We start from the raw sequence: 14,690 nt of genomic DNA, 5'->3' as shown, positions 1-14,690 counted from the left end.
CATTGTGGACTAGGGCCAGACTTGCCTGATTGTTCCCATGCGCACCGCTGCCTATCCTGGCCGCTTCCCACCACCGTCCGGCAGGCAGAGGCAGACATGCAGTTCCCCAAGTTCGTCGAATTCCACGAGGAAGGTCCCCGCGAGGGCTTCCAGAGCGAAAAGCAGCACTATCCCCTGGCGCAGCGCGCCGCGCTGGTCGATGCGCTGACCGACACCGGGCTGCGGCGCATCCAGGTGGCCTCCTTCGTCAGCCCGAAGATGGTGCCCACGATGGCCGATGCGCCGCAGCTGTTCGCCGCCATCCGCAAGCGCGAGGGCGTGCGCCACACGGCCCTGTGGCTCAGCGTGCGCGGCTTCGAGCAGGCGGCGGCCACGCCCGGCGTCGACCTGGACGGCAAGCTGTTCTTCTACACCACCGAGCGCTTCTGCCAGGCCAACAACAGCTGCGGCACGCAGGAGCACCGGCGGCGCCAGCTCGAATGGCTGGACGCCTACCAGCACCGCGGCCTGCCGCTGGAGGCGGTCTACATCATCGCGGCCTTCGGCTGCCAGCACGAAGGCGTGGTGCCGGTCGAAGCGGTGCTGGACATCGTGGACTTCGTCGCCGGCGCCTGCGCCGAGCGCGGCCTGCCGCTGCCGCACCTCTACCTGGGCGACACGGTGGGCTGGGCCAATCCCGAAGAAGTCAAGCGCCGCGTGCGCGCGGTGCGCGAGCGCGCGCCCGGCGTGCGCGTAGGCCTGCACCTGCACGACACGCGCGGCATGGGCGCGGCCAATTTCTACGCCGCGCTGCAGGAGGGCGTGGACCTGTTCGACAGCTCGGTCGCCGGGCTGGGCGGCTGCCCGTTCTCGAACCATGCGGACATGCAGGCCGCCGGCAACGTCTGCACCGAGGACATGGTGCAGATGTGCCACGAGCTGGGCATCGCCACCGGCATCGACCTCGACCGGCTGATCGAGGCCTCGCGGCTGGCCGAGCGGATCATCGGGCGCACGCTGTCCGGCCGGTCGATGCACAGCGGCTCGCTCGACGCGCACCGCGCCGCGCTGGCCGCGGCCTGAGTCCCCTCCATCGCCAGGAAACAGCTCCATGCAGACACGCAAGACCTTCATCGGCACGGCCGCTGCCCTCGCAGCGCTGCTGGCCACGGGCACGGCCGCCGCGGCCGACGCCTTTCCGAGCAAGCCGGTGCGCCTGGTCGTGCCGTTCGCGGCCGGATCGAGCAGCGACCAGTGGGCACGCGTGCTCGCGCCCATGCTCGAAGCGCGCTGGAAGCAGCCCGTCATCGTCGAGAACAAGCCCGGCGCCAGCGGCACCATCGCCGCCGACTACGTGGCGCGCGCGCCCGCCGACGGCCACACGATGCTGGTGGGCAGCCAGTCCACCGCCATGGCCAAGCTGACGTCGGCCAGCATCAAGTTCGACCCGCAGGTCGAACTGGCACCGGTGTACAAGTTCATCAGCTACAAGATCGTGTTCGCCACCAACGCACCGACCTATGCGCAGGCCAGGACGCTGAAGGACCTGGTGGCGTACAGCCAGCGCGCCCAGGGCGTGTTCTTCGGCGGCCTCGGGCCGAGCTCGTCGTTCAACGTGACCAACGCGATCATCAACCGCGCGCTGGGCATGAAGTACTCGGACATCGACTTCCCCGGCCCCGCGCAGATGATGCTGGCGCTGGCGCGCAACGACGTGCAGCTGGTGGTGAACACGCCCAGCGCGCTCAAGGGCCAGATCGACGCCAAGACGGTGTTCTCGATCGGCGTGCTGTCCGAACAGCGCTACAGCGACATGCCCGACGTGCCCACGGTGCGCGAGGCCGGCTACCAGGGCTACCTGCCGCAGATCTGGAATGGCCTGTTCACCGCACGCGCCACGCCCGCCGCCGTGCGCGAGCAGATCGCGCGGGACGTGGCCGCGGTGGCCACCACGCCCGAGGGCCGCCAGCAGTTCGAGTCGCGCTTCACCGGCGAGGTGCAGCAGTCCTCGCCCGAGCGCTTCGAGCGCGAACTGGCCGAGGAGACGCGCCACTGGCGCGAATTCTTCGCCAGCATCCATTTCAAGCCGGAGTGACGCCATGAGTCCCACCCCTCCCCTGCCGCTGGCGGGATTCACCGTCGTCGAGCTGACGGACAACGCCTCCGCGCCCTTCGCCGGGGAGCTCCTGGCGCAGCTGGGCGCCGAGGTCTGGAAGGTGGAACGCCCCGGCGGCGATGCCTCGCGGCGCTGGGGCTTCGAGCGCTGGCGCGGCGCCTGCTCGTCCTACCACGTGCTGAACCGGGGCAAGCGCGCGCTGTGCCTGGACGTGAAGAACCCCGACGAGCTGGCGCAGCTGCACCGCCTGATCGACGAAAAAGCCGATGTCTTCATCCACAACCTGCGCCCCGGCACCGCGGGCAAGTACCAGCTCGACGCCGAGACGCTGCGCAGCCGCAAGCCCGCGCTCGTGTATTGCGAAGTGGGCGCCTTCGGCCACAAAGGCCCGCTGCGCGAGGAGCCCGGCTACGACCCGCTGATGCAGGCCTTCTCGGGCATCATGAGCCTGACCGGCGACGGCGACCGCCCGCCGTCCCGCGCGGGCGTCTCCATCATCGACCTGGGCACCGGCACCTGGGCCGCGCTGGGCATCATCACCGCCCTGCTGCGCCGCAACATCCAGGGCACGGGCGCCACCGTCAGCTGCTCGCTGCTGGAGACGGCCCTCACCTGGATGGCGCTGAGCCTGGGTACGGCCGCGGCGGGCGGCCAGCAGGGCGAGCGCTTCGGCTCGGGCATCAGCTTCATCGCGCCCAGCCGCGCCTACATGGCTGCCGACGGCTACCTGATGCTCAGTTGCGCCAACGATGCGCTGTTCGTCAAGCTGTGCGAAGGGCTGGGCCACCCCGAGTGGAGCAGCGACCCGCGTTTCGAAAACAACACCGTGCGGCTGCAGCACCGCGCCGAACTCGACGCGCTGCTCGAAGCTTGCCTGGTGCAGCACCCGCGCGACCACTGGCAGCGCAGGCTGCAGGCAGGTGGCGTGCCCAGTGCGCCGGTACAGACCGTGGAGGAAGTGCTGGCCAACGAACAGGTGAAGGCGCTAGGCATCCTGGGCAAGTCGTCCGACGAGGAATTCGACGCCGTGGGCTTTCCGCTGTCGTTCGACGGCCAGCGCCCGCCGCCGCTCAAGCCTGCCGGAACGCTGGGGCAGGACAACGGACTGCTGCGCGAACAGTGACCACCTCCGATGAATCCAGGAAACCTTCCATGACCATGCTTTCCAAGCTGGGAGGCGATCCCGTCCGCGATCCCGCGGGCTGCGAGCTGACCCGCGCCATCGCCGAGCATGTCGCCGCCGTGGCCAACGCCCCGCTGACAGCCGCGGACACCGAGGCCGTGCGGCGGCTGCTGCTCGACAACTTCATCGTGTCGCTGTGGGGCGCCACGCGCCGCTGGACCCGGGAGATCGCGCAATGGACGCAGAGCTTCGCCGGGACCGGCGCCAGCCCCGTGCTCGGCACCGGCTGGTCGGCGCACCCGTCGGTCGCGGCGCTGGTGCACGGCACCGCGGCGCACAGCTACGAGCTCGACGACACGCACGACGAGACGCTGAGCCATCCGGGCGCGGCCATCATCGCGGCTGCGCTGCCGGTGGCCGCAGCCACCGGCGCCTCCCAGGCCGAGCTGCTGCGGGCGATCGCGGCCGGCTACGAGGCCATGGCGCTGATCGGCAGCGCGGCCGGCGGGCTGGAAACCGTGCACCGGGGCTTCCATCCGACTTCGGTGATGGGCTCGTTCGGGGCCGCGACCGCCTGCACCAGCCTGCACGCCTGCCGCAGCGGCCAGGCCCTCGCGGCCGACCGGCTGATCGCGGCCTGGGGCCATGCACTGTCCCAGGCCTGCGGCGCGATGCAGTTCTCCACCGAGCCGGACGGCGGCGAGGTCAAGCGCGTGCATGCAGGCTTCGGCGCACGCAACGGCGTGCTGGCCGCCGAGTTCGCGCTGCTGCCGGCGGTGACCTCGCCGCGCCGCGTGGTGGAGGGCACCTACGGGGTGGCCGCGCTGTTCGGCGGCCCGTTGCGCCAGGTGAAGCCGGCCGAGCAGCTGCAGATCCACAACATCAGCTACAAGCCCTACGCCTGCTGCCGGCTGTTCCACTCCGCCATCGATGCGCTGCGCGAGGTGACGGAGGGCTTTCGCACGCCGGTATCGGACATCGTCGAGATCGTCATCAGCGGCCCGCAGTTGATCGCCGACCAGCACATGCTGCCGAATCCCCGCTCCACCATGGCGGCGCAGTTCAGCTGCCCCTACATCGTCGGCGCGACGCTGGCCTACGGCCCGCAACGCTACGACGCCTACGGCGACGAGCACCTGGACGATCCGGCGATCCTGGACATCGCGGCCAAGGTGCGCTTCGCGCTGAGCGAGGAGCTGACGCGCAAGTACTACCCCACGCAGTTCGCCACGGGCGCCAGCATCCGCCTGGCCGACGGCAGCACGCGGTCCGCCGTGGTGGTGGACAGCGTCGGCACGCCGCGCAAGCCGCTGAGCAACGCGCAGATCATCGCCAAGGGCGATGGCCTGGGCGCCCGGGCCCAGGTGGGCGAGTGCCTGCTGCGCCACATCTGGGACGATGCCCAGGACGGCCGCGCCCTCGCCCAGGCCCTGGTGCACGCGCTTGAAAACGACGAATGACCCAGGAGACGGCCGACATGCATGCCTTCGGCGGACATGGTGGTGGTTCCCAACAACGGCTCGGCGCCCGTGATCCACGACCATCCATCGGCAACCAGGTGCCGGCGGGCGTCACGGGCTTGCCCGAGGCCCTGCGGGCGAGTCATTCCGGCGCGGCGCGCGTGATCGCCATCTCCGGCAACCAGCGCAGTCGCTTGCCGCCCCAGACGCCGACGTTCAAGGAACTCGGCGTGCCGGGCCTGGAGTTCTACACCTTCGTCGGCTGCTTTGCGCCCAAGGGGCTGCCGCGGCCGATGGCGGAGGAATTCAACGCCGCATTGCGCAAGACCCTCGCGGACCCCGCCGGTGCCACCCCAGGAGTACCCGCACCACACAGCCGGTACAGGCCAAGGCACCCCAGTGCGCAAGTCCCGGCCCCTCCCTGGGGCTAGTGGCGAGGCGAAGGCCGACTGAAAGCGAACCTGGCCTAGCTGTCCGCTCCGACTGCCCCCTCCGGGGCCTGAACCCATCCAGACGCCCCCGGACGGCACCCGGCGGCTTCAGCCGTCTACCCGCTCCACCCCCACCTGCATGTCCACGACCTCCAGGTCCGCATAGTTGGACAGGAAGGCGACGTCGGCCGCGTCGCGCCCATAGGCCAGCACGATGCGGCCGCCGCGGGCTTCCTCCTGGGTCGCGTCGAAGGTGTACCAGCGCCCGCCGACGAAGGCCTCGAACCAGGCGTGCAGGTCCATCGGATCGAGCCGGTACAGATAGCCGACGACGATGCGCGCCGGAATGCGCAGCGCGCGGCACAGCGCGACGCCGACGTGCGCGAAGTCGCGGCATACGCCGGCCTTGGCCGCCATGGTGTCCAGCGCATCGGTGTTCACGGTGCTGACGCCGTAGCGGTACGCGTGGTGTGCGCGGATCCAGGCGCGGATCGCCTCGACCTGGGCATAGCCCGGCGCCGCCTGGCCGGCGATCGCGCGGGCCTGGTCCTCCAGCTTGTCCGACGGGCAGTAGCGGCTCTGCAGCAGGTAGACCAGCACCTGGTCGGGCAGCAGGTCCACCGGGGTCGGCGCGGCATCGGCGTCCACGGCCAGCCGCTCGTCGACCTCGACCTCCGAACGCACCGCGATGCGCGTGCGGCCGGCCGGCGCCAGGAAGCGCTGGCAGGCGTTGCCGAACGCGTCCTCGTACTCGCGCGGGCGCTGGCCGGTGTCGAGCGCATAGCGCTCGGAAACGACCCATTGGGCCAGGCCGCTGCGCGGGCGCAGCATGGCGACCACGGGACAGGGGCGGGGACAGTCGACCGTCAGGTCGCAGCGGGCGAGCAAGCGCATGGCGCGCAGTGTGCGCACCGGCCCCGCGGTCCGTCTGTCAGCAAACGCCCTGCGCCGCGGCAGGCGGCTCGCCTTCCTCGGCCGGGATGGCGTCCACCGCGTCCAGCCAGGCACGCGCCTCGCCGTCGCTGGGCGCGCGCCAGTCCCCGCGCGGCGACAACGAGCCGCCCGAGCCGACCTTGGGCGCGTTCGGCACGCAGCTGCGCTTGAACTGGCTGATCTGGAAGAAGCGCCAGACGAAGGTGCGCAGGTGGCGCTTGATGTCGGCCAGCCGGTACTGGTTGCGCGCGCCCTGCAGGGCATCGGGCCAGGGGCCGGTCTCGCGGTCGTGCCAGGCCGCGTGCGCGAGGAAGGCCACCTTGGCCGGCGCGAAGCCGTGGCGCACGATGTGGTAGAGGTGGAAGTCCTGCAGCTCGTAGGGGCCCACGGTGTCCTCGGTGCGCTGGCCGGGCTGGTCCTGGCCGGCGTCCGCGCCGGCGGGCACCAGTTCGGGGCTGACCTCGGTCGCCAGGATCTCGCGCAGCACGGCGCTGCCCTCGGCGCCCAGCAGGCCCTGCTCGGCGACCCAGTGCACCATGTGCTTGATCAGCGTCTTGGGCACGCTGGCGTTGACGTTGTAGTGCGACATGTGGTCGCCCACGCCGTAGGTGCACCAGCCCAGCGCCAGCTCGCTCAGGTCGCCGGTGCCGGCGACGATGCCGCCGTGGTGGTTGGCCAGGCGGAACAGGTGGCTGGTGCGCTCACCGGCCTGGACGTTCTCGAAGGTCACGTCGTAGACCGGCTCGCCGCGCGCGAACGGATGGCCGAGGTCGGCCAGCATCTGGTGGCAGCTCGGGCGGATGTCGATCTCCTGCGCGCTGCAGCCCACGGCGGCCATCAGCCGGTGCGCCTGCGCCAGCGTGCGCGTGCTGGTCGCGAAGCCCGGCATGGTGTAGGCCAGGATCTGGCTGCGCGGGCGGTTCAGCCGGTCCATGGCCTGGGCCAGCACCAGCAGGGCATGCGTGGAATCGAGCCCGCCGGACACGCCGATCACCACCTTCTGGATGCGCGCGGCCTCCAGCCGCTGCACCAGCGACTGCACCTGGATGTTGAAGACCTCGCGGCAGCGCTCGTCGCGCCGCGCGGTGTCGGCCGGCACGTAGGGGAAGCGTTCGACCACGCGCCGCAGCGCGCCCGGCGCCCGGGGCGGCGCCAGGTCGAATTCCACGGTGCGCCAGCCGGCCAGCTGCGCCTTGTGCCGCGCCGCCGAGGCGCCGAAGCTGTTCTGCCGCATGCGCTCGTGCACCAGGCGGTCCAGGTCCACGTCGGCGAACACGGTGTGCGAGACATTGGAGAAGCGCTCGCTCTCGGCCTGCAACTCGCCGCCCTCGTAGATCAGCGCCTGGCCGTCCCAGGCCAGGTCGGTCGTCGACTCGCCGATGCCGGCCGACGAATACAGGTAGGCCGCCAGGCAGCGCGCCGACTGCAGTCCGGCCAGCCGGTGCCGGTAGGCGGCCTTGCCGATCGTGACGTTCGAGGCCGACAGGTTGACCAGCACCGTGGCGCCGGCCAGCGCCGCGTAGCTGGACGGCGGCACCGGCACCCACAGGTCCTCGCAGATCTCGCAATGCAGCGCCAGCAGCGGTTGCCGGCGCGCGCGGAACACCAGGTCGGTGCCGAACGGCACGTCCCGGCCGAACAGGCGCACCGTGGTGGACAGCGCGGCGTCGGCGCCGGCGAACTGGCGCGTTTCGTAGAACTCGGCGTAGCTGGGCAGGTAGGTCTTGGGCTGCAGGCCCAGCACCTCGCCGCCGGCCACCACGGCCGCCACATTGAACAGCCGGTGGTCCACCCGCAGCGGCAGGCCCACGATGGCCACCGCATCGCGCCCGCGCGTGGCCTCGGCCACGCGGGCCAGCGCGGCCAGGCAGCCGTCGAGCAGCGTGGACTGGTGGAACAGGTCGTCGCAGGTGTAGGCCGACAGGCCCAGTTCCGGAAACGAGACGACCGAGGCGCCCTGGTCCGCGGCCTCCTCGAACAGGCGCACGGTCTCGGCCGCATTGAAGGCCGGGTCGGCCACCCGATTGCGCGGCACGGCCACGGCCATGCGCACGAAACCGTGGCGCCAGGGATGCAGGAAGGGCAATTCGTCGGGTTCGTTCAGCACGGCAGCAGTTCCTTTGCAGCACATGCTACCCGTGCGGTCTGGACCTGCGCTGGCACGGGCCACGCCGTTTCTATTTCCTTTCTACTGTCTTCAATCTCTAAATAGTCGTAGTAGTAGAACCCCCCGCGCGCTGTGGAGAACGGTGTTTTCCTGCAGCGGGACAAGGGTTTGCGAAACGGACAGCCATGTGGGCGGAGGGCTTCGCCGGGCGTTCGCGAAAAGGGACAACTTCGGCCGCCGCGCCGCCGCTGTGGATAAGGCATGGCTTGTGCGGGAACTATCCACAGCGTTGTCCGGCGGCCGGAGGGGTGACGGCCGCTTCCTACAGGGCGGGCGGCCGCGGCTGACTAACATGGCGTAGAAACAGAACCACACGAACATGCGCAACAACACACATTCCACGGTGCGCGGACGGTTGGCGGCGGCGCTGGCGGGCCTCGCGCTCGCGACGGGCGCGCAGGCGCAGCAGCCTCCCCGGTCCCCGGGCCTCTACCTGGAGGCTGCCCAGGCCCGCCACCACGGCGCCGAGACGGATGCCTGGACCCTGGGCCTGCGGGTGCCCACGGGCTGGCACGGGTTCCAGGGAAGCCTCACGCTGGCCGTGGACGCCTACGTCAGCCGCTGGCACGCCGCGGCGCTGCCGGGCGCGCGCGAGCGGTTCACCCAGCTCGGCGTGGTGCCGATGCTGCGCTGGCGTTTCGACGAAGGGCGCTCGCCCTGGTTCGTGGAGGCCGGCATCGGCGGCTCCTACCTGCTGGAGCGCTACCGCACGCGGGCCAAGGAGTTCGGCTCGCGCTGGAATTTCAGCGACCACCTGGGGGTGGGCGTGAACTTCGGCGCGCACGGCCGGCACGAACTGGGCCTGTACATCAAGCACGTCTCCAACGCCGGCCTGGTCGAGCCGAATCCGGGCGAGACCTTCTACCTGCTGCGCTACGGCGTCGCGCTGTGAGCGCCGGGCCGGCGCCGGGTACGGGAAAGGGCCGTGCGCGGCCCTTCTTCGTTCGTCAGGGCCGCGGGCCGGGGATCACAGGTCGATCACGGCCGCCAGCGGCGCATGGTCGGACAGGCGGTTCCAGGGGGCGCCGGGCAGCGTGATCGGCGAATGCGCGCGGGCGTCGCGCACGTAGATCCGGTCCAGCGACAGCACCGGGAACTTGGCCGGGAAGGTCTTGGCGGCCTGGCCGGTCGCGTGCACGAAGACCTCGCGCAGGCCGGCGGACTTCTCCAGGATGTCGTGCGCGCGGCGGCGCCAGTCGTTGAAGTCGCCGGCCACGATGACCGGCTGGCCGGCCGGCACTTCCTTCTCGATCATCGCGGCCAGCAGGCGCAGCTGCTCGCGCCGGTGCGATTCGCGCAGGCCCAGGTGCACGCAGAACACGTGCACGTGGCCCCGGCTGCCGGGCACCTGCAGCACGCAGTGCAGCAGGCCGCGGCGCTCGGGGCCGGGCAGCGAGACGTCGCGGTTCTCCTGGTGGACGATCGGGAACTTGGACAGCACGGCATTGCCGTGGTGGCCGTGCGGATAGGCCGCGTTCTTGCCGTAGGCGAACTGCGGCCAGATCGAGTCGGCCAGGAACTCGTAGTGCGGCGCTTCCGGGTAGTCGGCCAGCCGCGCGGCGTGGCGCGCATGCGTGCCCAGCACCTCCTGCAGGAACACCACGTCGGCATGCACGTGGCGCACGGCGTCGCGCAACTCGTGCAGCATGAAGCGGCGGTTGAACGAGGTGAAGCCTTTGTGGATGTTGACCGTCAGGACCTTGAGCTGGGTGACGGCGCCGACGGTGGAAACGATGCTGTTCGGCATGGGCGCGGTGGAAGGGGGACGCTTGCGGTTGTACCGCAGCCCCGGGTGTCCGGGCTGTAGGACAGCGGCGGCACGCCGGGTCTGTGGGGTGCCGGTAGACCCGGCGCGGCGCCGCGGGTTCCTCAGCCGGGACGGCCGGGACCACGGTGGTGGTGGTCGCGCGGGCCGTGCATCGGGCCGAAGCCCATCGCCAGGCCGGGGTGGCGGTCGAACACCTGCTGCTGCTCGGGCGCCAGCGCGCCGTACAGGCGCAGCACGGCCTCGGCGCGGCGCTCCATGTCGGCCGTGCGCTCGGCGTGCAGCGCGCGCAGGCGTTCGATGCGCTGCGGCGTGGTCAGCGTGCGCAGGTCCTCGCGCGGCGGGCGTTCGGCCGGCGGCGGTGGCGGCAGCAGGCTGGCGGTGTAGGCGTTCCAGGCCGGTTCCTGCGCGGGCGTGATCTTGAGCTGCTCCTTGAGCCTGGCCAGGCGCTGGGCGCCGCCGTCGCGCGGACGGTGCTGGTGCGGGTGCTGGGCGTCGGCGCCCGGCGCCTGGCCGGCGGCCGGGGGAGCGGCGGGCGGCGCAGCGGGCGTCTGCGCGATGGCGCCGGCGGCCAGCGCGGCCATGGCGCCGGCCAGGACGAAGCGTTTGAACGAGAGACGGGGGTGGCGCATGGTGGACTTCCTTTCGTGCGTTCCAGGGGTGCGGCGCGGACCCTGCCGCGCTGCACCGCCAGTGTCGGGCGCGCATGTATCGCGGCCGTGGCGCTTCGATTCGGGATCTGTAAAGTTGCCGCGCACCGCCCGGCGGCGACAATGGCCGGCTTTCCCTGCAACGAGAGCGAGAGCAGTGTTCAAGAACGTGATGGTGTACAAGCTCGGCGGCGCCTGGACCGCCGACGCCGGGCTGATCGAGCAGGCGCTGGAGAGCCGGCGCTTTGAGGAATGCGGTGCGACGCAGGAGCGCGCGGCCGGCTGGGTGCCGCCGCGCGGCGAGGAACACGGGGCGCTGCTGGAGAGCGTGGGCGGCCAGTACCTGCTCAGGCTGATGGTCGAGAGCAAGGCCGTGCCGGCCTCCGTTGTCCGGCGCAAGGCCGACGAGCGCGCCCAGCAGATCGAGGCCGCGACCGGCCGCAAGCCTGGCCGCAAGGAGGTCCGCGAGCTGCGCGAGGAGGCCAAGCAGACGCTGCTGCCGGTGGCCTTCACCAAGCGCGGCAGCACGCTGGTGTGGATCGATCCGCAGGCGCGCCGGCTGGTGGTGGACGCCGGCAGCCAGAGCCGCGCCGACGAGGTGGTCAGCCTGCTGGTGGAGGCGCTGGACGGCTTCGCGGTGCAGGAGCTGCATACCGCCACCTCGGCCACGGCGGCGATGTCCGAATGGCTCAGCAGCCAGCAGCCGCCGGCCGGCTTCTCGATCGACCGCGAGTGCGAGCTCAAGGCCACCGATGCCTCCAAGGCCGTGGTGCGCTATGCCCACCATGCGCTGGACATCGAGGAGATCCGCCAGCACATCGCCGAGGGCAAGCTGCCGACGCGGCTGGCGATGACCTGGGACGACCGCGTGTCCTTCGTGCTGACCGAGGGCATGCAGCTGAAGAAGCTGCAGTTCCAGGACGGCGTGTTCGAGAAGACCTCGCAGGAGAAGGAGGACGGCTTCGACGCCGACGCGGCGATCGCCACCGGCGAGATCGGCCGGCTGCTGCCGGACCTGCTGGAGGCGCTGGGCGGGGAGATCGTGCCGAGCACCGAGGCACCTGCGCCGGCAGCGCCTGCGACCGCATCCGAGGAAACGGTGGACGCGCCGTTCTGAAGTTCGCCGCTGCTCAACGTTGGCCGAGCGCCTGCAGCTCGGCCGAGACCTGCTGCCAGCCGACGTCGAAGCCCGGTGTGGCCCGCGCATGGGCCGGCCGCGGCAGTGCCAGTGCATGGCGCGTGCCGGCCGCCACGCTGTCGACCAGCGGCACCGGCACCTCGGCCTGGATGGCTTCGGCGATGCCGGCCAGGCCGGCGCCGCCGACGATGACGGCCTGGGCGTTCCAGCGTGCGGCGGCCTCGCGGCAGGCCTGGGCCAGCAGCGCGCGGGCACCCTGCGGATCGGCGGCCAGCTGCGCCCCCGTCGGCGCCACGCTGTGGATGCCGGCCAGCGCGGCGCCGCAGCCCAGCGCCTGGGCCAGCCGTTCCAGCATCGGCACCCAGCGGGCGCCGCCGGTCACGATGGCGAAGCGGCCCCGCTGCGCGGCCTCCAGGCAGGCGGCTTCCGCCAGGCCGGTGACCGGGACCGGGCTGGCCTCGCGCAGCGCGAACAGGCCGGGGTCGCCGAAGCAGCCGATCAGCACCGCGTCGGGCGCCGGCTGCGCCGGCTGCGCGAGCGCCATGGCCCAGGCGTCGAGCGCGGCATGGCCAGCGACTGCGTAGCTGGCCTCGCAGGCGATGTAGGGCGCACCCAGCCGCGCGGTCACGCAGCGCACGGCCACGCCGGGGCCGGCCGCGCGCTGCACGTGCCGCTGCAGCAGCGCCGTCACGCCGGCGGTGGTGTTGGGGTTCAGCACGAGCAGGTGGCGCATCTTCTTCTTCATCCGGTCCGCACGGGCGCCAGGTCTGGCGGCAGCGGCATGGGTCCTGCGGGCATGGCGCGTATCCCTAGGCCTTGCGCCGGCGCGCCAGCAGGACGGCCAGGCCGATCGCCAGCCCCATGACCAGGAAGGACACGACGGTCGTCACCGTGCCCAGCGCGTAGATGGCCGGCGAGGTGACGGTGGAGGTGAGCCCCTGCAGCTCCAGCGGCAGCGTGTTCACGTCGCCGATGGCCTGCGAGGTGCGGGCGATCTCGTCCCAGGACAGCGTGAAGCCGAACATGCCGATGCCGACGACCGAGGGTGCGATCAGCGGCAGCACCACGTGGCGGAAGCCTTGCCAGGGCGTGGCGCCGAGGTCGCGCGCGGCCTCCTCGTAGCTCGGGTCGAAGCGGTTGAAGACCGCGAACATGATCAGCAGGCCGAACGGCAGCGTCCAGGTCAGGTGGGCGCCGAGCGCGCTGGTGGCCAGCCCCAGCGCGGTGCCGTAGTGCTCCAGGGCGGTGTCCCAGCCGAAGCGCTCGAACAGCGCCTTCAGGCCCGTGTCGATCAGCCGGAACTCCAGCCCGATGCCCAGGGAGACGATGATGGACGGCATGATCAGGCTGGCGACGGCGATGTAGAACAGCGCGTTGCCACCCGGCAGCCGCTTGCGGAAGGCCAGGCCGGCCAGCACCGACAGCACCACGGTGAACAGCATCACCGCCGCGCCCAGGCCCAGCGAGCGGCGCAACGCGGCGCCGATGTCCACCACGCCCAGGCCGGCGGCCAGCTGGCGGAACCAGTGCAGCGACAGGCCGCGCATCGGAAAGGTCAGCCCGCCCTCGGGCCCCTGGAAGCTCAGCAGCACGATGACCAGCATCGGGCCGTACATGAACAGCACGAACAGTGCGAACACCAGCGCCAGCGGCCAGAAGCCGGCCGGCCGTGCCTCGGAGATCCTGGCCTGCATCTCAGTGGTCCATCGCGCTGGCGCGCCGCTTGCAGCGCATGCAACCGGGCTGCGAGCAGCGCTTCGAACGGCCGCGGAGCAGGCCATGCCAGCGGGCGCCGCGGACGGGCCTTGCCGGACCGCCAGCGTGCCGTGCAGGCCGCAGCGGCTCCGCAGGAGCCGCCTCGTCGGGCCGTCCAAGCCTGCGCGGGCAGGCGTGGAGCCGCGGCCCTCCGCCCCCTGGAGGGGGTTGGCGACGCGCGCAGCGCGCAGACTGGGGGTGGTGTTTCATGTCAGCGTGGCCGCACGTGGCGGGGACGGTGGGAGCGGCCATGGCTACAGCTCCTTGCGGATGTCGACCATGCGGGTCAGGGCCCAGATCACCATCAGCACCACGGCCAGCAGGATCACCGCGTTGGCCGCGGCCAGCGGGAACTGCAGGTAGGAGGTCTGCACCTGGATGATCTTGCCGACCGAGGCGATCTGCTGGCCGCCCATGACGCCGATGGTCACGAAGTCGCCCATCACGATGGTGATCACGAAGATCGAGCCGATGATGATGCCGGTCTTGCTGAGCGGCACGACCACGTTCCACAGCGTCTGCCAGCTGCTGGCGCCGCTGTCGCTAGCGGCCTCCAGCAGGCTGCGGTCGATGCGCATCATCGAGTTGAAGATCGGCACGATCATGAACATCGTGTACAGGTGCACGAAGGCCAGCACGACCGAGAAGTCCGAGAACAGCAGCCACTCGATCGGCGCGTCGATCAGGCCCATGCCCTGCAGCGTCTGGTTCACCAGGCCGTTGCGGCCCAGCAGCGGCACCCAGGAGATCATGCGGATCACGTTGCTGGTCCAGAACGGGATGGTGCACAGCACGAACAGCGCGGTCTGCATGCCCGACGAGCGCACGTGGAACGCCAGGAAGTACGAGACCGCGAAGCCCAGCACCAGCGTGATGCCCCAGACCAGGAAGCAGAACTTCAGCGTGGACAGGTAGGTCTTGAGCGTGACGCACAGGTCGCCGCCGGTGCTGGCGCAGCCCTCGAAGATCGTCGCGTAGTTCTTCGCCGTGAAGGCCGGGATCAGCTCGTACTCGTTGAAGTCCCAGAAGCTGACCATCGCGATCAGCGCCAGCGGCACCAGGAAGAACAGCGCGAAGACCAGCGTGAACGGCGCGGCCTGCCACCACGCCGCGACGCCGCGGCCGGGCGCTTCGGTGGGGGAGCCGTGGGCGGTGGCGGCAGGAGCGCTCATG

14 protein-coding genes are annotated in these 14,690 nt (G+C 71.2%); 7 read left to right on the top strand and 7 right to left on the bottom strand.

Annotated features, from left to right (window positions below; genetic code table 11):
* Positions 1-96: 96 nt before the first annotated feature.
* Genes QM782_RS08415 through QM782_RS08395 form a run of 5 tightly spaced genes read left to right on the top strand, consistent with a single transcriptional unit; the run spans position 97 to position 5,109 of the window.
* Positions 97-1,062, top strand: a complete 966-nt coding sequence (locus tag QM782_RS08415; protein ID WP_415202465.1) for a hydroxymethylglutaryl-CoA lyase — start codon at positions 97-99, stop codon at positions 1,060-1,062.
* A gap of 28 nt (positions 1,063-1,090) precedes the next feature.
* Positions 1,091-2,074, top strand: a complete 984-nt coding sequence (locus QM782_RS08410) for a Bug family tripartite tricarboxylate transporter substrate binding protein (protein ID WP_415202464.1) — start codon at positions 1,091-1,093, stop codon at positions 2,072-2,074.
* A 4-nt stretch (positions 2,075-2,078) separates the two neighbouring features.
* The gene (locus QM782_RS08405; protein ID WP_415202463.1) at positions 2,079-3,218 is read left to right on the top strand and encodes a CaiB/BaiF CoA transferase family protein; all 1,140 of its coding nucleotides are present in this window, start codon (positions 2,079-2,081) and stop codon (positions 3,216-3,218) included.
* Positions 3,219-3,247: 29 nt separating this feature from the next.
* Entirely contained in the window at positions 3,248-4,678 is a 1,431-nt protein-coding gene (locus tag QM782_RS08400) for an MmgE/PrpD family protein (RefSeq protein ID WP_415202462.1), read from the top strand.
* The gene (locus QM782_RS08395; RefSeq protein WP_415202461.1) at positions 4,675-5,109 is read left to right on the top strand and encodes a tripartite tricarboxylate transporter substrate-binding protein; all 435 of its coding nucleotides are present in this window, start codon (positions 4,675-4,677) and stop codon (positions 5,107-5,109) included. The genes QM782_RS08400 and QM782_RS08395 overlap by 4 nt, the downstream gene beginning before the upstream one ends.
* A 108-nt stretch (positions 5,110-5,217) precedes the next feature.
* Here QM782_RS08395 and QM782_RS08390 read toward each other — a convergent pair whose 3' ends face one another.
* Positions 5,218-6,003, bottom strand: a complete 786-nt coding sequence (locus QM782_RS08390; protein ID WP_415202460.1) for a transglutaminase domain-containing protein — start codon at positions 6,001-6,003, stop codon at positions 5,218-5,220.
* Between the two features lie 37 nt (positions 6,004-6,040).
* The gene (locus tag QM782_RS08385) at positions 6,041-8,149 is read right to left on the bottom strand and encodes an NAD(+) synthase (protein WP_415202459.1); all 2,109 of its coding nucleotides are present in this window, start codon (positions 8,147-8,149) and stop codon (positions 6,041-6,043) included.
* Between the two features lie 379 nt (positions 8,150-8,528).
* Between QM782_RS08385 and QM782_RS08380 the strand changes: the two genes are divergently transcribed.
* Positions 8,529-9,101 carry an acyloxyacyl hydrolase gene (locus tag QM782_RS08380; RefSeq protein WP_415202458.1) on the top strand — a complete coding sequence of 191 codons (573 nt, stop codon included), beginning with the start codon at positions 8,529-8,531 and terminating at the stop codon, positions 9,099-9,101.
* A gap of 75 nt (positions 9,102-9,176) precedes the next feature.
* Here the strand turns inward: QM782_RS08380 and QM782_RS08375 are convergent, their stop codons facing one another.
* Positions 9,177-9,956: an endonuclease/exonuclease/phosphatase family protein gene (locus QM782_RS08375; protein WP_415202457.1), complete on the bottom strand. Its 780-nt coding sequence runs from the start codon at positions 9,954-9,956 to the stop codon at positions 9,177-9,179.
* Positions 9,957-10,078: 122 nt separating this feature from the next.
* Complete coding sequence (locus QM782_RS08370) at positions 10,079-10,606, bottom strand: Spy/CpxP family protein refolding chaperone (protein ID WP_415202456.1); 528 nt, start codon at positions 10,604-10,606, stop codon at positions 10,079-10,081.
* Between the two features lie 175 nt (positions 10,607-10,781).
* On the opposite strand from QM782_RS08370, the gene QM782_RS08365 reads away from it, so the two are divergent.
* The gene (locus tag QM782_RS08365; protein ID WP_415202455.1) at positions 10,782-11,741 is read left to right on the top strand and encodes a recombination-associated protein RdgC; all 960 of its coding nucleotides are present in this window, start codon (positions 10,782-10,784) and stop codon (positions 11,739-11,741) included.
* Positions 11,742-11,754: 13 nt separating this feature from the next.
* Here the strand turns inward: QM782_RS08365 and QM782_RS08360 are convergent, their stop codons facing one another.
* The 3 genes from QM782_RS08360 to QM782_RS08350 all read right to left on the bottom strand — a co-directional run bounded on the left by QM782_RS08360 (position 11,755) and on the right by QM782_RS08350 (position 14,689).
* Positions 11,755-12,495 (bottom strand): aspartate/glutamate racemase family protein, encoded by a 741-nt coding sequence (locus tag QM782_RS08360; RefSeq protein ID WP_415202454.1) that lies wholly within the window; start codon positions 12,493-12,495, stop codon positions 11,755-11,757.
* A gap of 76 nt (positions 12,496-12,571) precedes the next feature.
* The gene (locus QM782_RS08355) at positions 12,572-13,456 is read right to left on the bottom strand and encodes an ABC transporter permease (protein ID WP_415202453.1); all 885 of its coding nucleotides are present in this window, start codon (positions 13,454-13,456) and stop codon (positions 12,572-12,574) included.
* A gap of 315 nt (positions 13,457-13,771) precedes the next feature.
* Positions 13,772-14,689 carry an ABC transporter permease gene (locus QM782_RS08350; RefSeq protein WP_415202452.1) on the bottom strand — a complete coding sequence of 306 codons (918 nt, stop codon included), beginning with the start codon at positions 14,687-14,689 and terminating at the stop codon, positions 13,772-13,774.
* Position 14,690 lies beyond the last annotated feature (1 nt).

Source organism: Pseudorhodoferax sp., from assembly GCF_047601025.1.
Taxonomy (GTDB): Bacteria; Pseudomonadota; Gammaproteobacteria; order Burkholderiales; family Burkholderiaceae_C; genus Pseudorhodoferax.
This window is presented reverse-complemented; position numbering and strand designations above follow the sequence as displayed.